Genomic DNA, 21,024 nt, shown 5'->3' on the forward strand with positions numbered 1-21,024 from the left:
TGCGTTTAAAGCCCTTCAGTTGCTATTGTTTTAATAGCTACTTGCGCTCGTCACCATTGGCTAACAGCCTCATTTCTTCAAAATCAGTTGGCCCGGAACTCGCGCCGGTACATCGACGGTGAAGTTCCAAGCGTCGCCGCAAAGTGCTGCCGCAGGGATACCGCCGAGCCGAAGCCTGCATCCAGGGCAATCTGCTCCATCGAACGGGCGGTTGATTCGAGTTGCCGCTGCGCCAGTGCCAGGCGCTGGCTGGTCAGCCACTGGCCCACGGTGGTGCCGGTGATCTGCCGGAAATGCCGGGTGAAGGTGCGCCGGCTCATCAGGGCACGAGCCGCCAGCGTGTCGAGGCTGTGGGGCTGGCGCAGGTTTTCCTGCACCCACGCCAGGATGGCCGACAGCCGGTGGTCGGAGCCTGTGGCGGGCAAAGGTTGCTCCACATACTGCGCTTGCCCGCCCTGCCGCTGCGGCGCCACCACCATGCGGCGCGCTACCCGGTTGGCAGCTTCGGCGCCGAAGTCCCGGCGCAGCAGATGCAGGCAGCAGTCAATGCCGGCAGCCGTGCCCGCTGAGGTCAGCACGTCACCATCATCCACATACAGCACGTCGGGCTGCAGCCTGACCTGGGGATAGCACTCGGCAAAAGCCGGCGCCAGCGCCCAGTGCGTGGCGGCGGGCCGGCCATCCAGCAAGCCGGCCTCGGCCAGCACAAAAGCCCCCAGGCACAGCCCGACGATGCGCGCGCCGCGCTTGTGCGCCGCACGCAAAGCCTTGAGCAGCGCTTCGGGCGGCCGCTCCATCGGATCCCGCCACGACGGCACCACCACGGTTTGCGCCTTGGCCAGCACGCTCAAGCTGTGCTCCACCGCAATGGTGAAACCGGCAGTCGTGCGCAGGCTGCCCGGCGTTTCGGCGCACACCAGCAGCCTGAAGCGCGGCAGGTCGGGCCCTGAAAAATCATTGCCGAATACCATGCACGGCACGGAGAGGTGAAACGGGCTGATGCCGTCAAACGCCACCACGGCGACCGTGCTGGGCTGACTTGTGGTGCGCGACTTGCCGCGGGCCGGTGCCTGTGAAAGGGATGATTTCGACATGACCCGATTCTATCGAATATTGTCAATTGGGCCACTTTCCGAAAAACGTGCCGCACCCAACAATCACACCATCAGCATTCGTTGATCACTTGATTCAGCCACAACCCACAGGAGTACACACATGGCCAGCCAGGACTCAAAGCCCGCAGCACCACGCCGCGCCCTCGTCGTCATCGATGTGCAAAAGGAATATTTCAGCGGCGGCGGCCTGCTCATCGAATACCCGCCGGTGGAAAAAACACTGCCCAATATCGGCCGCGCCATGGACGCGGCGCGCGCTGCGGGCATTCCGGTGGTGGTGGTGCAACACAGCGAATCGGCCGCGTCGCCGCTGTTCGCCAAGGGCTCACCCCTGTGGGAACTGCATGAGACCGTGGCCAGCCGCCCGCGCGACCACTACGTTGAAAAATCCTGGCCCAGCGTCTACACCGGCACCGACTTCGCTGCATGGCTGGAAAAAAACCGCATCGACACCCTGACGGTGATCGGCTACATGACGCACAACTGCGACGCTTCCACGATTTTTGAGGCCACACACCGCGGCCTGCATGCGGAGTTTTTGCAAGACGCCAGCGGCGCACTGCCGTATGCCAACGAGGCCGGCCGGGCCAGCGCCGAAGAAATACACCGCGTGTTCAGCGTGGTGTTTCACTCGCGCTTTGCCGCCACAGGCTCCACCGACGCCTGGATCGCCGCGGTCCAGGCTGGCGGTCGGCTGGAAAAGAACAACGTCCTCGCGTCGAACCGCGCGGCCATTGCCGGCCGGTAACAGGCCACTTTGTGTCGGCCCTCAAAGGCCGTCGGTCGAGAGCGCGTGGTTCACGCGCTGCGGCACGACCAGCTGCCCATAGCCATCGGGCACCGCCTGGATGTGGATGATGGGCGCGCTGGACGTGACGCTGCCGAACAGCATGGCAAAAGCCGCATCGGCCGCATCACGGCCGGTGGCAAACCGCACAAAGCCCATGGGAATGGCGGTGCCTGACGGATCGAACAGGTACCAGCGGTGGCCCAGGTAGACCTCGACATAGGCATGGAAGTCGGTGGGGCCGAGCGCGGGGTCGGCGCCGTAGTCAATTCCGGTGGCAAAGCGCGCCGGCAGGTTGAGGGCGCGGCACAGCGCGATCATCAAATGCGCGAAGTCGCGGCAAACCCCGACGCGCTCCACCACCGTGTCGATCGCCGAAGTGCTGCCATGCGAGCTGTTGGACTCGAAACTCACGCGCTGCTGCACCCACTGGCAGATGGCTTCTGCCCGGCTGTAGCCTTGCTGCAAATGGCCAAACTCGTTGGAGGCCAGCTTCTGCAGCCGGTCTGACTGGCAGTATCGGCTCGGGTAGATGTAGGGCAGCACGGCACCGGGAAGCTGGCAGACCGGCACTTCGCCCAGCTCGCCGGGAGCCGCTGTGTAGTGGTAAATATCTACGGTGGCTTCATAGCGCACGCTCAATGGGCCGGGCTGGGCCTGCAGGCGCAGGTACCGGTTGCGGCTCGCCGGGTCGGTGTCGATGGTGAAGGGTACCGGCTGGCTGACCTGCAGGTTTTCGGCCTGCACGATCTGCTGCTGCGTGTGCGCCGCGTGGACGTTGAAGATGAAGTCGCCGCCCGGAGGCGCGACGTCGTAGTTGAGTTCGACGGAAAACTGGAGCTTGACCATGGATTCTTTCCTTGCCGTTGCGCAAGGGTCAGGCCTGGAGCAAGCCCGCCGCCGCGCAATCGTCAATCAATGAAGGGAGCCTCTCAGCGTGGCGCTCGCCATAGGCGGGCACCTGCGCAAAAGCGCGCTGATCTGGCGTACCAGTCATTGTGGACCTCCTCGAGGCGGATACCGGCGATTTGCGGCGGTTTGCGGCTTTGGCGTCCGCCATGAACACGCGGCGTCCGGCTTGCGGGTGGCATGGGCGCCTACACGTCAGGGCTGCCAGCACGAATCAGCGCCCTCCTCGCTATAAATTTAATAGCTGCCTGCGCAAGTCAGGTATGGGCCGAGGGCCGATTTGGCTTAAAAATCCAGGTCAGCGGCCCTCAGACTCGTCATCCAGCAGCCGCACTTTCACGCTTTTGCCCTTGACCCGCCCGGTGGACAGCTTGTGCAGGGCTTCGGCGGCAATCGAGCGGTCTACAGCCACATAGGTGGAGAACTCATTCACGTTGATCTTGCCGACCTGCTCGCGCGTGAAGCCGGCCTCGCCGGTCAGCGCACCCAGCACGTCGCCGGCGCGGATTTTTTCCTTGCGGCCTCCCACAATCTGCAGCGTCACCATGGGCGGCAGTAGCGGTTCATTGCTGGCGGGTGTCAGCTCGGTCAGTTTGTGCCATTCGGATTCAGCCTTTTGCAGCACCTCGATTTTCCCGACGTAGCCCATCTCGTCCATGCTGGCCAGGCTGATGGCCCAGCCCTCTTCATCAGCGCGACCGGTGCGGCCGATGCGGTGGATGTGCACCTCGGCATCCGGCGTCACGTCGACGTTAATGACCATCGCAAGCTGCGCGATGTCCAGGCCGCGGGCGGCCACATCGGTGGCCACCAGCACCGAGCAACTGCGGTTGGCAAACTGCACCAGCACCTGGTCGCGCTCGCGCTGCTCCAGCTCGCCGAACAGCGCCAGCGCGCTAAAACCCTGCTCTTTCAAATAGGCCACCAGTGCGCGGCACTGCGACTTGGTGTTGCAGAACGCCAGCGTGCTGGCCGGGCGGAAGTGCCGCAACACCTGCGCGACAGCGCCCAGGCGGGCTTCGTCATGGTCGCTGTCCGGCACCTGGTACCAGCGCTGCTGGATCTTGGTCTTCTCATGCTGCGCCTGCACCGTGATGGTTTGCGGCGTCTTCATGAACTGCTGGCTCAGCTTGGCAATGCCTTCAGGATAGGTCGCCGAGAACAGCAGCGTCTGCCGCTCTTTGGGGCATTGTTTGGCGACGGTGACGATGTCTTCGAAGAACCCCATGTCCAGCATGCGGTCGGCTTCATCGAGCACGAGTGTGTTCAGCGCTTCCAGGGTCAAATTGCCGCGCGCCAGATGGTCCATGATGCGGCCGGGCGTGCCCACCACAATGTGTGCGCCGTTTTCCAAACTGGCGGTCTGGTTGCGCAGCGGCACACCGCCACACAGCACCACCACCTTGGTGTTTTCCTCGGCCCGCGCCAGGCGGCGGATTTCCGTGGCGACCTGGTCGGCCAGCTCTCGCGTGGGGCACAGCACCATGGCCTGTATGGCAAAGCGCCGTGCATTGAGATTGGCCAGCAAAGGTATTGCAAAGGCGGCGGTCTTGCCGCTGCCGGTTTTGGCCTGGGCGATCAGGTCTTTGCCCAGCAGCGCCACCGGCAGGCTGGCGGCCTGGATGGGCGTCATGCTGAGGTAGCCGAGCTGCTGCAGGTTGGCCAAAACGGCCGCGTTTAGCGGCAGGCTGGCGAAGTCGGTGTTGCCGGCGGAAGAAGAGAAAGAAGGGGAAGGAGAGGAGCTCATCCCCCATTATCGGTGCCGGGCCTTCAGCGGCCTGAACCAGACTGCATTTGCAGCCCATGGTCACCCCCCCTCGCGAATGCCAGGTCGCGCAACTGTACGCCGTGCACTTCAGAAATGGAGGTCAGCCCGAGCAGGCCCAGATCACGCTGGACTTCGTCGGCCAGGATGCGGATTGCATGGTGCACACCCTCTTCGCCGGCGACGGCGGCCGCATAGTTGAACGGGCGGCCCACGAACACGAACCTGGCGCCCAGTGCGAGCGCCTTCAGGACGTCCGTCCCGCGCCGTATGCCGCTGTCCATCATGACAGGGAAGTCGGCACCAACCGCCTGGACGACCTCCGGCAGCACGCGCAGTGGCGAGACCGTGCCATCAAGCTGGCGGCCGCCGTGGTTCGACACGATCAGGCCGTCGGCGCCCATGTCCCGCACCTTGCGTGCGTCCTCGTGGTTCATGATGCCCTTGACCACCAGGGTGCGTTTCCACTTGCGGCGGATGAGGGTCAGGTGCTCCCAGTCCAGGTGGTCCTTGGCGCCGAAGTCACGTGCCACCCGCGACGAGAGGATCGGAGCACCACGGGTCGCGTACGAGTTCTCGAAGTGCGGCATCCCGTGGGTAACGAGCGTCCGCAGGAAGGTGCCGATCGTCCAGCGCGGGTGAGTGAGCCCCTCCCACGCCAGGTGGAAGCCCGGTCGCAGGGGCGTGGAAAAACCTGCGCGGATGTTGTTCTCGCGATTGGCGAGCACGGCGGTGTCGACCGTCAGCACGAGCGTCTCGACGCCCGCACGGTCGACGCGGTCGATCAACGCCTCGATCTTGGCGGTCTCGCCCGGCAGGTAAGCCTGGAACCACGTCTCCGGGGCCGCGGCCATCACCTCTTCCAGCGGGATGAGTGAGGAGCCGCTCATGATCATCGGCACGCCCTCGGCCGCCGCTGCGCGAGCCTGCACGAGGTCACCGCGATACGCGCTCAGCGCACTGATGCCCATAGGCGCGATGCCGAACGGTGATGCGTAGCGCCTCCCCAGAAGGTCGACCGCCTGGCTGCGGCCGGACACGTTGCGCAGTACTCGCGTGACGAAACCGAACTCCGAGAACGCTGCGCGGTTATCGTGCAGCGCGGCCGAGTCTTCCGCTCCGCCGGCGATGTATTCAAAGAGCGGGCGCGGCAGGTGGCGCCGGGCGCCTGTCTCGAAATCCTGCAACGACAGGAATTTCCGCAAGCCCGGCGGCGCGGCGGGACGTGCTCCCGGCGACAGGCGCGTCACCATAGGTGCAGCACCGGAAGAGGCGAGTTGTGACATGCGGAGATCAGTTGACCTGGATGTTTGCTTCGCGGCTTAGTCGATCGTGGCACCCGATTCCTTGACGACCTTGCCCCACCTGGACATTTCGCCACTGATCAATTTTCCGAAATGATCAGGCGTGCTGCCGGCGACGTCGGCGCCTTGCTCGCTCAGCTTTCTCTGTAGTTCGGGGTTTTGGAGCGCCTTGTTGATCTCGGCATTCAACTTGACGACGATGTCCTTTGGGAGTTTGGCGGGACCGAGAATGCCGAACCACGTCGCCGCTTCAAAGTTTTTGTAGCCCGACTCCGCGATCGTGGGCGTTTGCGGCAGGTCGTTGACGCGCTTGAGGGAAGTCACGGCCAGCGCCCGCATCTTTCCATTCTTGATGTGCCCAATCACGGTGGGGATGGACGCCACGTAGATTTGCACCTGGCCGCCGATGACGTCCGTGATGGCTATGGCAGCGCCCTTGTAAGGGATGTGCATCAGCTTGATTCCGGCTTCTTTCTGAAACAGCTCCGTCGTCAGGTGACCGACCGTCCCATTTCCGGATGTCGCAAAATTGATGGTGCCGGGGTGTGCCTTGGCGGCAGACACCAGGTCGGCGAGGGACTTATACGGTGAATTGGCTGACACGACCAGAGTCATAGGGGCGCTCGCAACCATTGAGATGGGTGTCAGGTCCTTGATTGGGTCGTAGGGCAGTTTTTTGTAAAAACCCGGGTTGATGGCCAGGTTGCTGGTTTGCCCCAGAACGAGGTTGTGCCCGTCGGCTGGTGACTTGGCCACGTTGTCGAGGCCGATGCTGCCGCCGGAGCCTGGCTTGTTGTCGACGATGAAAGACCATTTGGTGGCCTCTGTGATCTTCTGGGTCACCTCGCGCGCAATGATGTCGGTGCCCCCGCCTGGGGGAAAGGGAACGACGAGCCGAATGGGCTTGGACGGCCATGCCTGGCCGAATGAGGCGGAGCAGGCAGCGCAGGCGATTAACGCCAGCAAGAAGCGACGAGCGTTCATCGAGTTTGTCTCCTAAGTTTTTTTGTATCGTCAGTATCAACAGGCGTTAATCTTCAGTCCAATTGATAATTTCTTCATTTTCATAAATAAGACTTTTGCAATGGATTACCGTGACTTGCGCTACTTTGAAACAATTGCCGAGCTGCAGCATGTCGGACGTGCAGCGGAGAAGTTGCATCGCACACAGCCAGCATTGACCAGCAGCATCCGTCGGCTGGAGGAGGACTGCGGTTTTCCGGTGTTTGAGCGCGCCGGACGCGGAATTCGACTGACCGCAGCCGGAAAAATACTTCTGAAATGGGCTCAACGCATCCGGTTTGACATGGAGGATGCAAAGCTCGAGATTGCCGCCATCGAAACCGGCCTTGCCGGGCATGTCCGTGTTGGCATTGCACCGACAGCGGCCCAGTTTCTTCTGCCTGCTGCAGCACGGAAACTAATGCAGGAGAGGCCTGACATCACGCTACGGACGGTCGTGGGGCTCGTCGACAAGTTGAATCCGTTGCTGGAACAGGGAGAGCTGGACATCGTCGTAGCTACTGAGACTCCCACTGCACCGGGAATGGTCTCCAGGCTCCTGGCGGAGGATGCCATCGTCGTCGCCGCGAGCGCGAAGCACGAGATCTTTCGAGGCAAACCGACTCTAAGAGAACTGACGAAGTATCGGTGGGCGCTGCAGCCTCCCGGCGCACCTTTGCGAGATTGGCTCGACCACACATTCGACAGGCGCCGGTTGCCGCGACCTGATGTGCAGGTCGAAAGCACGACGCTCCTGATGCTTCCGACCCTCATCGCAGAAACCGGTCTCCTGAGCTTCTTCTCCCGTCGCCATCTCGGTGCAAAAGGCTCGGGCTCAGGTCTCAAGGAAGTTCCTTTGAAGGAAACGACCATGCTGCGACGGTTTGTGGTGACCTACCGTGAGAAGGGCTACCTGTCAGCCGCAGCGCAGCGACTCATCGAGTTGCTGGCGCAGGGTTGAACGAGCGCCCTGGCGTGAGCAAGCAGGTGAAAAGCCTGGAAGATGCGGCAGCCGTGCCCCTATTTTTCGCAGTACGAGCATGTGTTGACCGCGGCCGTGCAAGGCGCCGGCGTCGCGATAGGGCGCACGCCACTGGTGCTGCCGCTGCTGCGCAGCGGCCAGCTTACGGTCGTCTTGCCCGGCGAGACGGTGGCGGGTTTGGGCTACCGCATCGTGATCTCAGCCCACAGTGCAGAGCAGCCCGCCGTGCAGAAGTTTCGCGCCTGGCTGGAGCGCGAACTCGCGCTCGAAGCCATAGGCTAAGCCCAGGCGCCGGTAGCTTCCAGCACCGGGGAGAGTTCCGCCTCGCCCCAGCGCAGCGGCAAGGAAGACTCCACCAGCCGCATGGACTGCACCTTGAACCGCATCAGGCGCTGCGCACCGGCGAAGGACTGCACCTCGGGCCCGTCCCAGACGATGTCGGCCGTGACGGCCAGGTACAGCAGGTCGCCGTTGTCGAAATCAACGAACAGCAGGCCGGCACGCGGGTTCACCACAAGATTGCCCAGGGTGTTGAAGAAGTAGTTGCCGACGAAGTCCGGCACGGTCAGGGTGCCGTCGGCCTGCACGCGCACAAAGCCGGGCTTGCCACCGCGATGCGACACATCCACACCGCCGGCGCGGCCGGCTGCGTCACCGTTGCCCGCATAGGCGGTAGCGATGAACAGGGTGTCGGCCTGCTCGATCATGCGGCGCGCCGCGTCATTGAGCTGCACCGACGCGTGCACCACCGGCCCGGCTGAAGATGCGGGGCGCGCCACATACAACGGCTCGCGCGCCTGGATGTATTTGGGGCAGTTGCCGAAACTCTGGCTCAGCTCCACCGCGAAGCCCGAGACACTCACGCCGCGAACGATGCCGTTCATGCGGTTGCGCCTGCGCGTGTGCGGCTCTATGCCCAGCAGGCCTATCGCGGCGCCATCTGCCAGCGTTTCTTGCAGGGGATCACCTGCCAGCGGCCGGGCGCGAAGCACCAGATGATGCGCATCGGGCGAGTGGATAAAACCCGGCGGCTGGGCCAGCACCGAGGCCCAGGGCTGGCCGGCAGCGTCCACCGTGCCGGCGACCACAAAAGGCAGTTGCTCAAAAAACTCGCGGTGCTGATCGGGCATGAAGTCGCGGATCACGCGCGGGCCGATTTCCGCCATGCGCGCACGCACGGCTGCGCCCACGCGCGCTTGCGCGGCGCGCTCGCCTTCGTGGAAAGTGGCGGTGCTCATGCGGCCAGCCCTATCGGCGTCCTGACCATGGGCACAAAGCGCGGCAAGGCCTCGATGCGGGCCAGCCAGGCGCGTATGCGCGGGTAGGCTTCCAGCGAGACCTTGCCCTCGGGCGCATGGGCCGAATAACTGTAGTTGGCGATGTCGGCCAGTGTGGGGGTGCTGCCCGCGAGAAAAGCCGACTGGCCCAGTTGCTGCTCCATCACCGTGAACAGGGCATGTGCGCGCTCAATGGCTTCCGGGTTTTCCGGCCGCTTGAACAGCTGGATGACGCGCGCGGCAGCCGGGCCGGAGGCGAGCTGCCCCGCAGCGACCGACAACCAGCGCTGCACCGCCGCAGCAGCCAACGGGTCGCGTGGCAGCCATTGCTCGGCATCCGGCGCGTAGCGTGCGTTGAGGTAGACCAGGATGGCGTTGGAATCGGCCAGCGTGACTTCACCGTCCTGGATCACCGGCACCTGGCCGAAGGCATTCATGGCCAGGAAGGCCGGCGTCTTGTGCCCTTTGGTGGCCAGGTCGATCTCGATGCGCTCGAAGGGCAGGCCCAGCATCGAGAGAAACAGTTCCACCCGGTGCGAATGGCCGGAGATGGCGACGCGGTACAGGCGTATGGGTTGTGCAGGCTGGGCTTTGGCGGCGGGTGTGCTCATGGCGGGGCTTTCGGCGGGTTGAAAAATCTTGCTCTCGGGAGTGGATTCTGTTTGATCCGTTATTTTTAATAAATGACTCTCAAGACATTTAACTAATCCACTTAGTGGATGAATCCCCGCAACAGGCGTAGCATGTCGCCATGGACAAACTCCGGGCCATGCAGGCCTTTATTCACATTGCCGAACAAGGCAGCCTTACGGCCGCAGCCCAGGTCATGGAGTCGTCGCTGCCGGCCATGGTGCGCACGCTGGCCGGCTTTGAGGCGCAGCTGGGCGTGCGCCTCTTCAACCGCACAACGCGCCGCATCTCGCTGACCGAGGAAGGCCGGCGGCACCTCGAAAGCTGCCGCCAGCTGCTGGCCGCGCTGGCCGATGCCGAGGCGGCGCTGAGCGCCGAGGCGGCCGAACCCGCGGGCCACCTGACGATTACCGCGCCCATGCTGTTCGGCCAGATGCATGTGGCGCCAGCCGTCACGCGCTTTGTTCAGCAGCACGAGAAGATGCGCTGCTCCATGGTGCTGCTGGACCGCGTGGTGAATCTGCTGGAAGAAGGCATCGACGTCGGCATTCGCATCGGCGAGCCTGAAGACTCCAGCCTGGTGGCGCAGAAGGTGGGCACCATCCGCCGTCTGGTGGTGGCCAGCCCGGCCTGGGTTCGCCGCCACGGCGTACCAAAACACCCCAAGGACCTGCTCAAGGCCAACTGCGTGCGACTGACGGACCATTCCCTCACATGGGGCCCGTTCATAGACCAGGGCCGACCGCTTCGGCTTGCCGTCAGTGGTAATCTGGAGTTCAACCAGATCGCACCGGCCGTGGCGGCCTGCGCGGCGGGTGCAGGATTCGGTTCTTTTTTGTCTTACCAGGTGGCGCCGTTTTTAAAGACCAAAGAATTGCGCACCGTGCTGGAGGGTTTCGAGCCGCCGCCCCGGCCCATCAACATTGTTTACCCGCACGCCCGGCTACTGCCCATGCGCACGCGGGTGTTCATTGAGTGGATGAAAAAAGAGCTCCGGGAATTCCAGTCTTGAGGGCCGGCATCCAGGCACCCGAAAAAACAACGTCAGCAGACACCAGAACAAGGACAGCGAATGCAGACTTTTGATTTTGACCTTTTTGTGATCGGCGGCGGCAGCGGCGGGGTGCGTGCCGCGCGCATGTCGGCCCAACGCGGCGCCCGTGTGGGACTGGCGGAATTCGCCGCGATGGGCGGCACCTGCGTGAATGTGGGCTGCATTCCCAAAAAGCTTTACAGCTATGCGGCCCACTACGGCGACAGCTTTGAAGAGTCGCGCGGCTTCGGCTGGGTCGGCGAGGCGCCGGTGTTTGACTGGGACACGCTCAAGGCCAACCGTGCCCGCGAGATTTCGCGGCTCAACGGCATTTATGTGCAGCTGCTTGAAGGCGCTGGCGTGCAGATCATCACCGGCTGGGCACGGCTGCTTGACGGGCACACCGTCGAGGTCGACGACAAAAAGTTCACGGCCAAAAACATCCTGATCTCCACGGGCGGTACCGCCACAGTGCCTGCCGTGCCAGGACGCGAACATGTGGTGACCTCGGACCACATGTTTGACCTCAACCCGTTTCCCAAACGCCTGCTGGTGGTGGGCGGCGGCTACATCGCCTGCGAATTTGCCTCGATCTTCAACGGACTGGGCTCACAGGTCACCCAGGTCCATCGCCGCGACATGCTGCTGACCGGTTTTGACGATGACGTGCGGCGCTTCATTGCCGCCGAGATGAGCAAGACCGGCATCACCCTGCAACTGGGCGCAGAGATCGCGGCCATCGCCAAAACCGCCACGGGCCTGCAGGTGACGCTCAAGGATGGCAGTGGGCTGGAAGTGGACACCGTGCTCTACGCCACGGGCCGGGTTCCCAATGCGAACGGCATCGGACTTGAAGCCGCCGGTGTGGCCGTCAACGCTGCAGGTGCGATCCAGGTCAATGCGCACTACCAGACCTCGGTGCCGTCCATCTATGCGCTGGGCGACGTGACGGCGCGCATGCAGCTGACACCGGTAGCGCTGGGCGAAGCCATGGTGGTGGTGGACCAGCTCTTCGGCCCCGCCGCCGGCAAGAAACCGCGCAGCATGAGTTATGAATTTGTGCCGACCGCCGTCTTCACCCATCCCAACATCGGCACGGTCGGCTATTCAGAGGCCGATGCGCGCGCGAAGTTCGGCAAAGTCACAGTGTTCCGCGCCGACTTCAAGGCCCTCAAGCACACGCTGAGCGGCAGCACCGAACGCACGCTCATGAAGCTGCTGGTCGAAGACGCCACCGACCGCGTGGTCGGCCTGCACATGGTGGGGCCGGACGCCGGCGAAATCGTGCAGGGTTTTGCCGTGGCCATGAAGGCCGGTGCGACCAAGGCAATATTTGACAGCACCATCGGCATCCACCCGACCGTCGCCGAGGAATTCGTGACAATGCGCGAACCGGTCAAGGACTGATTTCAGGAAATATCAATCCGCGTCCGGGTCTTCGGGCGTGTCTGAATCCGGCTCGCGGTCTTTCAGGCGTTCGTCAAGGCGCTGGCGGATGGTGCCGGCTTCCCCGAGAAACTGCGCCAGGGGTACCGCCGGCGCCATGCGCAGGGACGGCGGGTAGAGGGTGGACATGTAGAGCTTGTTGGACAGGCGCTTGTTCTGCAGCCAGTTGGTGCCCAGCATGGCCACAATGCCCAACACGGCCACGCCGGCCACCAGGCCCGCGAGTCCGCGGCGGCGCTGCGGCACGATGACCGACAGGTGCACATAGATGGCCGCGGCCGCACCCAACAGCAGCAGCGGCGTTTCAAAGCGCGCAAGGCTTTCGAGCGAGAACATGAAAGCCAGCAGGCCGGCCAGCGTGGCAACCAGCTGTATCGCGACGGAACTGGTGCAGGCAATGCGGACATGGCGCCAGAACTGCAGGTGGCCGGTAAAAAGCTTGGTGGCCAGGGCCCACAGGCCGGCCCACACGGTGATCGCCATGGCCACCATCGCCATCAGGCCGGGCAATTGCCGCGCCAGCTGGGATGGCTCGGTCAGGGTCAGCCACGACTGCCCCACCACCAGGGCCAGCATGGCGGCCAATGCCAGCAGGGTCCAGCCGGTCGTACGCCACGGAAAGTGCGGCAGCCGCTCTTCAGCGGCCACCGGCGCCTCCGCCAGGCGCAGCCCCAGCTTCAGCCGGCCCAGGGTCAGGGCCTCGCCGGCAGGCCAGCTGAACTGCGTGCCCTGGCCATGCAGCGTCCGGTTCAGCGCGACACCATTGACCGTGTCCAGCACCTGCACCATCACTTCGCCTTCCGGCGTGCGGTCTATGCGCAGGTGTTCAGCGGCCACATGGCCGTCATCCAATACCAGGTCGGCGGTGAGTGCGCGGCCCACAGTAACGGGCCAGTGCCGCACATCAAGACGGCTCACCAGTGCGCCGTTGCGGTCGGTAGCCTGCAGCAGGGCGAGATTGCCGGCGCTCATGGTGCGGCCTCCCATTTAAAACCGCCCAGGTAATGCGCCACCAGCTTGAGGCCGTTGTCAAAACTTACGCCCTGCGCATCCATGCGCCCCTGCACACCACTGGTGGACTGGTTGACGGACATGGTCAGCACCGACACATCGTAGAGGCCCGGCAGCTTGCGGTAAGCGCTCATGCACACCACGGCGCGCATGGGCATGCCGCCGGTTTCGACGAAGCGCTCGGAGCACTCGGCCGCCGTGGCCTTGCGTGAACCCCGGGTAGAGAAGTACTCATTGCCGAAGCTTTGGGAGTACATGACGGCGAAACGCAAGGGGCCCAGCTTGGGCGCGTTGTAGGCTTCATAGCGCAGGCGGATGTAGCCGGTGTTGAAATCGCCCGCAAACACGTGGCTGTCAATCTGGCAATCGGTACGCTCCAGGTCAAAGGCCTTGAAGTCGGGCTCGCGTCCGCGGCCCCAGCAACGAGCCAGGGAATCTTCGGGCACGGGCACGCTGTAGCCGCCATGTTTTTGCGCCGTGAGCGGCACCGCGGTGAACTTTTGCGTCAGCAGTGCCTGGTGCTCGCCCAGCTGGCGCGCCACTTCGGCATGTGCCGGTTTGGTAATCGGCTTGGCCGAAGCGGCCTTTGCCAACAATGCCTGGGCGAATTCAGCGGGGATCAGAAAACTCAGCAGGTCGCCGTCCAGCCGCTTGGATACGTTGATACCGACCACCTGGCCGGCATCGTCCAGCGCGGGGCCGCCGCTCATGCCGGGGTTGAGCGCCCCGCCGAAAAAGATGCGCGGGTAAAAGCTGCGCTGCACGAGGCCGTTGTAGGTACCCTCGGTGACGGCAAACCCGATGTCCAGCGGATTGCCCAGTGAATAAATGCGTTCGCCGCGCGCCAGGGGCCTGTCCGCCCCGCGAAAAGCCAGCTGCGGCATTCCTGTTGCCGGCGTCTTCACGCGCAGCAGCGCCAGGTCGTTGCGCACATCAAAGGCGAGCAATTCAACCTCGGCCTCCTTGCCGTCCACCGGCACGTAGACGCCGCGGTAGCGCTCGGGCTCCAGCGCCAGCTGGCTGGCCACATGGAAGTTGGTGATGATGAGCCCGTTGGCCGAGACAAAAAAACCCGAGCCCACACTGGCCTGGGTGTTGGAGTTACGCAGCAGGGTGCGGATCTGCACCAGTTTGTCGCGCGTGGTTTCATAGGCGCGCTGGGCGTCGCGCGAGATCTGGGCCGGTGCGGCGGCAGCAGGCGCCTGCGGGGCACGGCCCGGTGCCGGGGCCTGCGCCTGGGTCACCTGCAGGCACAGGGTACCGAGCAAGACTGCCGCCAGCGTGCGCAGGTGCCCCGAAAGGTTGTGGTGTTTCATCAGGGCATTCTAGGGTGTGCCGCGGCACTTGCCGCACAATGATGTGCATGCCCTGCGGTGCTACGCTTTGCCGAAAACCACCTGCTGTACCTTCACCATAAAAACAAGGCTTTTTTCATGCCCTATCTGCCGCCTTTCATCGCCCCGACCCGCTACAGCGACCCGGCCGCCGCACTGGCGCAGGTTCGCGCCATTTATGACCAGCAGATTGCCCATCTGCGCGACGCGATGCAGCGCTACGTGGCCGGCGAGACCCTGCCCGGCCATGTGCGCGCCTGCTACCCTTTCGTGCGCATCCATACCGACACGGTGGCACGCGCCATCCTGGAGACGCCCGACATCTCGCAGCTGAGCTTTGGTTTTGTGGCCGGTCCCGGCCGCTTTGAAACCACACTGAGCCGGCCCGACCTCTACGGCAACTATTACCTCGAACAGTTCCGCCTGCTGATGCAGAACCACGATGTGGAGCTGGAAATAGGCACCAGCACGCAGCCGATCCCCATCCATTTCTCGTTTGCGGAAAACGACCATATTGAAGGCAATATGGATGCAGCCCGCCGCATGCTGATGCGCGACGTGTTCGACCTGCCCGACCTGGCCGCCATGGACGACGGCATCGCCAACGGCACCTACGAACCCCTGCCCGGCGAGCCGCAGCCGCTGTCGCTGTTCACCGCAGCGCGCGTCGACTATTCGCTGCAGCGCCTGCGCCACTACACCGGCACCTCGCCGCACTGGTTCCAGAACTTCGTGCTGTTCACCAACTACCAGTTCTACATCGACGAGTTCGTGCGCCTGGGCCATGAAGCCATGGCCGACCCGGACAGCGAGTACACCGCCTTCATCGAGCCCGGCAACGTGGTGACCCGCCGCACCGGCCTGCCCGCCGAGGCCGGCGACGAGCTTGGCGTGCAGCCGCCCCGCCTGCCGCAAATGCCGGGCTACCACCTGCTGCGCGCCGACCGCACCGGCATCACCATGGTCAACATCGGCGTGGGCCCGGCGAACGCCAAGAACATCACCGACCACATCGCCGTGCTGCGCCCGCACGCCTGGATCATGCTGGGCCACTGCGCCGGCCTGCGCAACAGCCAGCAGCTGGGCGACTACGTGCTGGCCCACGGCTATGTGCGCGAAGACCATGTGCTGGACGAAGAACTGCCGCTGTGGGTGCCAATCCCGGCGCTGGCCGAAATCCAGGTCGCGCTGGAAAAAGCCGTGGCCGACGTCACCCATGCCGTGGGCCCCGACCTCAAGCGCATCATGCGCACCGGCACCGTGGCCTCCACCGACAACCGCAACTGGGAACTGCTGCCCGGCAACCAGCCGCAGCGCCGCTTCAGCCAGAGCCGCGCCGTGGCGCTGGACATGGAAAGCGCAACGATTGCCGCCAACGGCTTTCGCTTCCGGGTCCCTTATGGAACGCTGCTGTGCGTGAGCGACAAGCCGCTGCACGGCGAGATCAAGTTGCCCGGCATGGCCAACCACTTCTACCGCGAGCGCGTCGACCAGCACCTGCGCATCGGCATACGCGCCATCGAGCTGCTGCGCGCCGAAGGCATCACCCAGCTGCACAGCCGCAAGCTGCGCAGCTTTTCGGAAGTCGCGTTCCAGTAGATCCGCCTGTTGCTATACTTTTGGTAGCTGCTTGCGCTCGACCTTATTGGCTTGCAGCCTTATTTTTCATAAACACCACCTGCCCATGGAAAATCTTTCACCGCTTGTCCCCGTCACAGAAGCCAGCCATGGTGTGGTGATCGACCTGATCTACGCAGGCACCAACAACTTTACCGGTCAGGTGATTTACGACAGCCCGCTGTGTTTCCTGCATCCGCAGGCAGACGCCGGCCTGCGCAAAGCCATCACGGCCGCAAAAGACATGGGCTTTCAGCTCAAGATTTTCGATGCCTTCAGGCCGCAGGAAGCGCAGGAGGCACTTTGGGCCGTGGCACCCAACCCCGCCTACATCGCGGATCCGGCCAAGGGCTCCAACCACACGCGGGGCGTAGCGCTTGATGTCACGCTACTGGCGCCCGACGGGCAGGAGCTGGACATGGGCACACCGGTCGACACCATGACGCGTGGGTCCCATCACTTTCACACGGCACACCCTGTGGCCGTCCAGGTCAACCGCATGCGGCTGCTCACGGTCATGCTGGAAGCAGGCTTTGTGCACCACCCCAACGAATGGTGGCATTACCAGTTGCCGGACGCCAAAAGCTTTCCGCTGATTGACAGCCATGCTTTCATGCGCTGCGTGGGCAAGGGCCAGCAGCCCACCCGGCTCAAGGCCGCCTGAGCTCGCCGGCCTGATCGGCAGGAGGGCCGGCAGCCGGCAACTCCGCCGGCTGCCGCGGCTCGGCTGACTGCGTGCGCACCAGCGGCAAATGCTGCGGGTATTCGCGCTGCATGAAGTCCACCAGCGCCTCGCGCACCTTGCAGCGCAAGTCCCAGTTCAGGCTGGAGTTGGCAGACGTCACCAGCACCCGCAGCTGCATGCTGCGCTCGCCTGATTCCACCACCTGCAGCAGGCACAGCCGCTTGTCCCACTCGGGCGCCTCTTCGCAGGCGCGCCGCGCCGCGTCGCGCAGCGGGGCCAGGGGCATGCGGTAATCAACCCAGAGAAATACGGTGCCGATGATCTGGGCGCCGGTGCGCGTCCAGTTCTGGAAAGGGTTTTCAATGAACCACTGCAACGGAACAATCAAGCGCCGCTCGTCCCAGATTTTCAGCACCACATAGGTGCCCGTGATCTCCTCCACCCGACCCCATTCGCCCTGCACAATCAGCACGTCGTCAAGACGTATGGGCTGCGCCAGCGCCAGCTGCAGGCCGGCAATCAGGTTGCTGAACACCGGCCGGGCCGCGATACCGATCACCAGCCCTGCCACACCCGCCGAAGCCAGCAAGCTGGCCCCGAACTGGCGGGCGCCGGGAAAGGTCATCAGCATCAGGGCCAGCCCCGTCAGCAGCACGATGAACATGGCGGTGCGCGCCAGCATGCGGGTCTGCGTATGGATGCGGCGGGCGTTGAGGTTGTCCTCCACATCGACCGGGTGCAGGCCGATCACCCCCATCGCGGCCCCGCGCGCCGCTCGCATGCCCGCCCACGTCAGGGCAGCGAGCAGCAGCAGGCCATTGACATGGCGCACCCCGTTGATCAGTGGAAAGGTGTCCGGCGCGCCGTGCCATACGGCCTGCAGGGCAATCAGGGGCAACAGCACCTGCACCGGAGAGCGGCATTGTTCGGCAACCCGGGCCATCACGGGCATGGAACGCGTCAGCCGCAGGACAACAACAGCACCTATGGTGTGAACCACCAGCGCCAGAACGATGCTGATGCCGGCCGCCAGCAAAACGTGCAGCGAAGAGTCGTCCGCCCAGGAGATGAGTTCAGCGAAGTTCATGCAGCCGCCCCTTTGCTTTCAACATGCATCAAGCTTTCGGTACGCGGGGTTTCACCCGGGACGCGGCCAGCTTGGCGTTGCGGCGCGCCACCTCCACGTCGGCATCAAACGCCAGCGCCACACCCATGCGGCGTTTGACAAAACTCTCGGGTTTGCCGAACAGCCGGATGTCACTGTTGGGCACGCGCAATGCGTCGGCCACGCCGTCGAACACGATGCCCTTCGCATCGACACCGCCGTAAATCACGGCACTCGCGCCCGGGCTCTTGAGCGCGGTGTTGACGGGCAGGCCCAGGATGGCGCGTGCATGCAGCTCAAATTCGTTTTGCCACTGGGTGCACATCGTCACCATGCCGGTGTCGTGCGGGCGCGGGCTGACTTCGCTGAACCAGACGTCTTCGCCCTTCACAAACAGTTCAACCCCAAAAAGGCCCAGCCCCGAAGGTTTGCCGTCAAAGCCCAGCCCCAGGTTGTCCGTCACGGCCTTGCAGATGTCGCGGCATTTTTTCAGCGCGTTGGGGCGCATGGGATGCGGCTGCCAGCTTTCCACGTAGTCGCCGCTGACCTGGATGTGGCCGATGGGCTCGCAGAAATGCGTTTCAATGGTTCCGTCGGCGCCCATGGCACGCACGGTGAGCTGCGTGATCTCGTAATCAAAATCAATAAACCCTTCGACGATCACCCGGCCGTGGCTGACACGGCCGCCGGCCATCGCGTAGTCCCAGGCTTTCTTGACGTCTTCGGGGCCGGAGATTTTGCTTTGGCCCTTGCCCGACGAGCTCATCACCGGCTTGACGACGCAGGGGTAGCCCGTGGTGCCGTCGATGGCGGCCTGCAGTTCTTCCAGCGAATCACAAAACTTGTAGGGGCTGGTCGGCAGGCCCAGGGTTTCGGCGGCCAGGCGGCGTATGCCTTCGCGGTCCATGGTCAGGCGCGCGGCACGCGCCGTCGGGATCACGCGCACCACACCGGCGGCCTCAAGCTCTTCGAGCATGGGTGTGGCAATCGCTTCGATCTCTGGCACCACCAGATCGGGCTGTTCTTTTTCAATCAGCGCCTTGAGTTGCGCCGGGTCGCTCATGGTGATGGTGCGCGCATGGTGGGCCACCTGCTGGCCCGGTGCGTTGTCATACCGGTCGGTGGCGATGGTTTCAACGCCCAGGCGCTGCAGGGCGATCAGCACTTCCTTGCCCAGCTCGCCGGAGCCGAGCAGCATGACTTTGGTGGCGTGGGGGGACAGAGGGGTTCCGAAAGTGGTCATAAGCGCTGAAGATAAAGGATGGGAGAGTGAGAACGGGAGAGTGAAGGCCGTAGAACAGGCACCGCTGGGACTTACTTTACTGCAGAGGGTCGGCGCTGACGGGTAGGACATCGCCCCTCATGCCGGCGTTGCGCCCCTTGCCCCTGCAAACCACCAGCCCATTGCAATCAGATGATAATTATTCTCAATTAGAGTTTTAACCTATGGGCCGCACCATGCGCCGCCCTGAAAGACACCATGTCCACCACATCTTCTACGCCGGCTGCCACGCCAACTCCTGAGGCCGCACCGCGCAAACGCCGTCCGCCGCGCCGCGTGCAGGTCACCAGCGTACAGACCTTGAGCCCGCTGATGCGCCGCATCACTTTGCAGGGGGCGGAGCTTGAAGGCTTCGAGGTCAACGACCCAGCCTGCTACATGAAGCTGATCTTTCCCGAACCGGGGCAGACCGGGCCCGAGCGCCCACTGCCCGATGGGCCACGGCCGAAGTCCATGCGTACTTACACACCGCTGGCGGTACGCGCCGATGCGCTGGAAGTCGATGTCGACTTTGTGCTGCACGGCGACGGCCCTGCCTCCACCTGGGCTGCGCAGGCGCAGCCAGGCCAGGTGCTGTATTTGATGGGCCCCGGGCCAGGCTACAAAGTCCCGCTGGATGCGCCCTCGCATTTTTTAATCGGGGACGACAGTGCTCTGCCCGCGTTTGAAACCATTCTGGCCAGCTTGCCCGCGAATGCACAGGTAAAAGCGTTGGTCGAGGTGGTGGATTCGACTGAAAAGCGCGCGCTTCAAAGCCCCGCCAAAGTAGACGCCCAATGGGTCGTACGCGGCACCGACAACAACAGGGCCGGCCAGGCACTGGAAGCGGCATTGCGGCAAGCCGGCGCGCCCGCCGCGGGCACCCGCATCTACCTCGCCTGTGAAGCCGCCGCCATGCGCCGACTACGCCAGTTGCTGATTGAAGAGCTGGGTATGGAGCGCAGCAGCATTGTGGGCCGTGGCTACTGGAAGTTGGGGACCATCAACCACCCGGACCATGATTACGGCGAGGATTGAGCCCCCACGCTCCCCCACTGCGTGTGGGTCGCTGCCCCCCGAGGGGGCCGCCCGCCTGCAGTCTGGCAAAGCCAGTCCCGCGGCTCATGCTGGCATGAAGAGTTCTTTGGGCACAACCAGTGGGGGGTATCTCGCCAGTGGGCGCCGCGGAACCGGCTTTGCCGGGCCGCAGGCACCGTCCCCTGCAAGGGGAAAAGGGCTACACGAAGTGAGCCCGATAGGGGTGTGCAAATCTTTCGGCTTCGCCGGCCCCAGGCGCCGCCCCCTCGAGGGGGGAACAGGCTACACGCAGTGAGCCTGGACGGGGGTGGATTCATCTTCTCGCATAGCTCACCGTCAACATTTCCCACTGGTGCCCTTCGGGCTCGTTCCAGTAAATGCCTTTTCCGCCAAGATACGTGCTGACCTGCATATCCATGGGGCCGCGCACCAAGCTGCGGTATTTGATGCCGGCGGCCTGGATGCGCCCCAGGATCGCATCGAACTCCTGCTCGCTCACGCGAAAGCAGAAATGCTCGACGGGAAAGTCTTCGTCGGTGTCGATGAAGTCCAGCGTCAGGCCGTCGTTGATGTAGACGGCTGAAAAGGGCCCTATCGTGGTTTCAGCCCACGGCACACCGAGCAGCTCTGCCAGAAACCTGGCCGAAGCCACCTTGTCTCGCGCCGATACGATGAAGTGGTCCAGATGAATGGTCATGGCAGGCCTCTTGAAGGTGATGGCCT

Annotated in this window: 20 protein-coding genes; 8 read left to right on the forward strand and 12 right to left on the reverse strand. The window is 63.8% G+C overall.

Translation table 11 applies throughout. The features are described from left to right. Positions 1-83: 83 nt before the first annotated feature. Positions 84-1,094: a helix-turn-helix domain-containing protein gene (locus AC1DYR_RS13630; RefSeq protein WP_477705562.1), complete on the reverse strand. Its 1,011-nt coding sequence runs from the start codon at positions 1,092-1,094 to the stop codon at positions 84-86. 121 nt (positions 1,095-1,215) lie between these two features. On the opposite strand from AC1DYR_RS13630, the gene AC1DYR_RS13635 reads away from it, so the two are divergent. Further along, positions 1,216-1,863, forward strand: coding sequence for a cysteine hydrolase family protein (locus AC1DYR_RS13635; RefSeq protein WP_477705563.1), 648 nt, complete (start codon positions 1,216-1,218; stop codon positions 1,861-1,863). Positions 1,864-1,884: 21 nt separating this feature from the next. On the opposite strand, the gene AC1DYR_RS13640 is transcribed toward AC1DYR_RS13635, so the two are convergent. From AC1DYR_RS13640 to AC1DYR_RS13655, 4 genes are all read right to left on the reverse strand, one after another. Further along, positions 1,885-2,751 carry a transglutaminase-like domain-containing protein gene (locus AC1DYR_RS13640; protein WP_477705564.1) on the reverse strand — a complete coding sequence of 289 codons (867 nt, stop codon included), beginning with the start codon at positions 2,749-2,751 and terminating at the stop codon, positions 1,885-1,887. A gap of 358 nt (positions 2,752-3,109) precedes the next feature. Beyond that, on the reverse strand, positions 3,110-4,558 hold the full coding sequence (gene dbpA, locus AC1DYR_RS13645; protein WP_477705565.1) for an ATP-dependent RNA helicase DbpA: 1,449 nt from the start codon (positions 4,556-4,558) through the stop codon (positions 3,110-3,112). Between the two features lie 23 nt (positions 4,559-4,581). After that, the gene (locus AC1DYR_RS13650) at positions 4,582-5,829 is read right to left on the reverse strand and encodes an alpha-hydroxy acid oxidase (RefSeq protein ID WP_477705920.1); all 1,248 of its coding nucleotides are present in this window, start codon (positions 5,827-5,829) and stop codon (positions 4,582-4,584) included. Positions 5,830-5,898: 69 nt separating this feature from the next. Beyond that, complete coding sequence (locus AC1DYR_RS13655; RefSeq protein WP_477705566.1) at positions 5,899-6,864, reverse strand: Bug family tripartite tricarboxylate transporter substrate binding protein; 966 nt, start codon at positions 6,862-6,864, stop codon at positions 5,899-5,901. 22 nt (positions 6,865-6,886) lie between these two features. On the opposite strand from AC1DYR_RS13655, the gene AC1DYR_RS13660 reads away from it, so the two are divergent. Beyond that, entirely contained in the window at positions 6,887-7,843 is a 957-nt protein-coding gene (locus AC1DYR_RS13660) for a LysR substrate-binding domain-containing protein (protein ID WP_477705567.1), read from the forward strand. A 42-nt stretch (positions 7,844-7,885) separates the two neighbouring features. After that, complete coding sequence (locus AC1DYR_RS13665; protein ID WP_477705568.1) at positions 7,886-8,146, forward strand: LysR substrate-binding domain-containing protein; 261 nt, start codon at positions 7,886-7,888, stop codon at positions 8,144-8,146. On the opposite strand, the gene AC1DYR_RS13670 is transcribed toward AC1DYR_RS13665, so the two are convergent. Further along, on the reverse strand, positions 8,143-9,102 hold the full coding sequence (locus AC1DYR_RS13670; RefSeq protein ID WP_477705569.1) for a pyridoxamine 5'-phosphate oxidase family protein: 960 nt from the start codon (positions 9,100-9,102) through the stop codon (positions 8,143-8,145). The genes AC1DYR_RS13665 and AC1DYR_RS13670 overlap by 4 nt on opposite strands. Continuing rightward, the gene (locus AC1DYR_RS13675; RefSeq protein WP_477705570.1) at positions 9,099-9,752 is read right to left on the reverse strand and encodes a glutathione S-transferase family protein; all 654 of its coding nucleotides are present in this window, start codon (positions 9,750-9,752) and stop codon (positions 9,099-9,101) included. Before AC1DYR_RS13675 ends, AC1DYR_RS13670 begins: the two co-directional genes overlap by 4 nt. A 140-nt stretch (positions 9,753-9,892) precedes the next feature. Here AC1DYR_RS13675 and AC1DYR_RS13680 point away from each other — a divergent pair, with 140 nt between their 5' ends. Together AC1DYR_RS13680 and gorA are read left to right on the forward strand one after the other, a co-directional pair. After that, positions 9,893-10,783: a LysR family transcriptional regulator gene (locus AC1DYR_RS13680; RefSeq protein WP_477705571.1), complete on the forward strand. Its 891-nt coding sequence runs from the start codon at positions 9,893-9,895 to the stop codon at positions 10,781-10,783. Between the two features lie 60 nt (positions 10,784-10,843). Continuing rightward, positions 10,844-12,211 (forward strand): glutathione-disulfide reductase, encoded by a 1,368-nt coding sequence (gene gorA / locus AC1DYR_RS13685; RefSeq protein WP_477705572.1) that lies wholly within the window; start codon positions 10,844-10,846, stop codon positions 12,209-12,211. Between the two features lie 12 nt (positions 12,212-12,223). Here the strand turns inward: gorA and AC1DYR_RS13690 are convergent, their stop codons facing one another. Both AC1DYR_RS13690 and AC1DYR_RS13695 read right to left on the reverse strand, forming a co-directional pair. Further along, positions 12,224-13,222 carry an FHA domain-containing protein gene (locus AC1DYR_RS13690; protein WP_477705573.1) on the reverse strand — a complete coding sequence of 333 codons (999 nt, stop codon included), beginning with the start codon at positions 13,220-13,222 and terminating at the stop codon, positions 12,224-12,226. Then, positions 13,219-14,577 carry a S1 family peptidase gene (locus AC1DYR_RS13695; protein WP_477705574.1) on the reverse strand — a complete coding sequence of 453 codons (1,359 nt, stop codon included), beginning with the start codon at positions 14,575-14,577 and terminating at the stop codon, positions 13,219-13,221. Before AC1DYR_RS13695 ends, AC1DYR_RS13690 begins: the two co-directional genes overlap by 4 nt. 117 nt (positions 14,578-14,694) lie before the next feature. On the opposite strand from AC1DYR_RS13695, the gene AC1DYR_RS13700 reads away from it, so the two are divergent. Both AC1DYR_RS13700 and ddpX read left to right on the forward strand, forming a co-directional pair. After that, entirely contained in the window at positions 14,695-16,194 is a 1,500-nt protein-coding gene (locus AC1DYR_RS13700) for an AMP nucleosidase (RefSeq protein WP_477705575.1), read from the forward strand. An 85-nt stretch (positions 16,195-16,279) separates the two neighbouring features. Continuing rightward, entirely contained in the window at positions 16,280-16,876 is a 597-nt protein-coding gene (gene ddpX, locus AC1DYR_RS13705) for a D-alanyl-D-alanine dipeptidase (RefSeq protein ID WP_477705576.1), read from the forward strand. On the opposite strand, the gene AC1DYR_RS13710 is transcribed toward ddpX, so the two are convergent. Both AC1DYR_RS13710 and purT read right to left on the reverse strand, forming a co-directional pair. Next, entirely contained in the window at positions 16,863-17,984 is a 1,122-nt protein-coding gene (locus AC1DYR_RS13710; protein ID WP_477705577.1) for a mechanosensitive ion channel family protein, read from the reverse strand. The two genes, ddpX and AC1DYR_RS13710, sit on opposite strands and share 14 nt — an antisense overlap. Before the next feature lie 28 nt (positions 17,985-18,012). After that, positions 18,013-19,245 (reverse strand): formate-dependent phosphoribosylglycinamide formyltransferase, encoded by a 1,233-nt coding sequence (purT, locus tag AC1DYR_RS13715; RefSeq protein ID WP_477705578.1) that lies wholly within the window; start codon positions 19,243-19,245, stop codon positions 18,013-18,015. Positions 19,246-19,482: 237 nt separating this feature from the next. On the opposite strand from purT, the gene AC1DYR_RS13720 reads away from it, so the two are divergent. Then, the gene (locus AC1DYR_RS13720) at positions 19,483-20,301 is read left to right on the forward strand and encodes a siderophore-interacting protein (RefSeq protein ID WP_477705579.1); all 819 of its coding nucleotides are present in this window, start codon (positions 19,483-19,485) and stop codon (positions 20,299-20,301) included. Positions 20,302-20,614: 313 nt separating this feature from the next. On the opposite strand, the gene AC1DYR_RS13725 is transcribed toward AC1DYR_RS13720, so the two are convergent. After that, positions 20,615-20,998: a VOC family protein gene (locus tag AC1DYR_RS13725; protein ID WP_477705580.1), complete on the reverse strand. Its 384-nt coding sequence runs from the start codon at positions 20,996-20,998 to the stop codon at positions 20,615-20,617. Positions 20,999-21,024 lie beyond the last annotated feature (26 nt).

This window comes from Polaromonas sp. P1_F9, assembly GCF_056405615.1.

What these genes read in the sequence shown, in the direction of transcription:
- AC1DYR_RS13630 (WP_477705562.1), bottom strand. Translation starts at nt 1,094, where the DNA reads ATGTCGAAATCATCCCTTTCACAGGCACCGGCCCGCGGCAAGTCGCGC.
- AC1DYR_RS13635 (WP_477705563.1), top strand. Translation starts at nt 1,216, where the DNA reads ATGGCCAGCCAGGACTCAAAGCCCGCAGCACCACGCCGCGCCCTCGTC.
- AC1DYR_RS13640 (WP_477705564.1), bottom strand. Translation starts at nt 2,751, where the DNA reads ATGGTCAAGCTCCAGTTTTCCGTCGAACTCAACTACGACGTCGCGCCT.
- dbpA (WP_477705565.1), bottom strand. Translation starts at nt 4,558, where the DNA reads ATGAGCTCCTCTCCTTCCCCTTCTTTCTCTTCTTCCGCCGGCAACACC.
- AC1DYR_RS13650 (WP_477705920.1), bottom strand. Translation starts at nt 5,829, where the DNA reads ATGGTGACGCGCCTGTCGCCGGGAGCACGTCCCGCCGCGCCGCCGGGC.
- AC1DYR_RS13655 (WP_477705566.1), bottom strand. Translation starts at nt 6,864, where the DNA reads ATGAACGCTCGTCGCTTCTTGCTGGCGTTAATCGCCTGCGCTGCCTGC.
- AC1DYR_RS13665 (WP_477705568.1), top strand. Translation starts at nt 7,886, where the DNA reads ATGCGGCAGCCGTGCCCCTATTTTTCGCAGTACGAGCATGTGTTGACC.
- AC1DYR_RS13670 (WP_477705569.1), bottom strand. Translation starts at nt 9,102, where the DNA reads ATGAGCACCGCCACTTTCCACGAAGGCGAGCGCGCCGCGCAAGCGCGC.
- AC1DYR_RS13675 (WP_477705570.1), bottom strand. Translation starts at nt 9,752, where the DNA reads ATGAGCACACCCGCCGCCAAAGCCCAGCCTGCACAACCCATACGCCTG.
- AC1DYR_RS13680 (WP_477705571.1), top strand. Translation starts at nt 9,893, where the DNA reads ATGGACAAACTCCGGGCCATGCAGGCCTTTATTCACATTGCCGAACAA.
- gorA (WP_477705572.1), top strand. Translation starts at nt 10,844, where the DNA reads ATGCAGACTTTTGATTTTGACCTTTTTGTGATCGGCGGCGGCAGCGGC.
- AC1DYR_RS13690 (WP_477705573.1), bottom strand. Translation starts at nt 13,222, where the DNA reads ATGAGCGCCGGCAATCTCGCCCTGCTGCAGGCTACCGACCGCAACGGC.
- AC1DYR_RS13695 (WP_477705574.1), bottom strand. Translation starts at nt 14,577, where the DNA reads ATGAAACACCACAACCTTTCGGGGCACCTGCGCACGCTGGCGGCAGTC.
- AC1DYR_RS13700 (WP_477705575.1), top strand. Translation starts at nt 14,695, where the DNA reads ATGCCCTATCTGCCGCCTTTCATCGCCCCGACCCGCTACAGCGACCCG.
- ddpX (WP_477705576.1), top strand. Translation starts at nt 16,280, where the DNA reads ATGGAAAATCTTTCACCGCTTGTCCCCGTCACAGAAGCCAGCCATGGT.
- AC1DYR_RS13710 (WP_477705577.1), bottom strand. Translation starts at nt 17,984, where the DNA reads ATGAACTTCGCTGAACTCATCTCCTGGGCGGACGACTCTTCGCTGCAC.
- purT (WP_477705578.1), bottom strand. Translation starts at nt 19,245, where the DNA reads ATGACCACTTTCGGAACCCCTCTGTCCCCCCACGCCACCAAAGTCATG.
- AC1DYR_RS13720 (WP_477705579.1), top strand. Translation starts at nt 19,483, where the DNA reads ATGTCCACCACATCTTCTACGCCGGCTGCCACGCCAACTCCTGAGGCC.
- AC1DYR_RS13725 (WP_477705580.1), bottom strand. Translation starts at nt 20,998, where the DNA reads ATGACCATTCATCTGGACCACTTCATCGTATCGGCGCGAGACAAGGTG.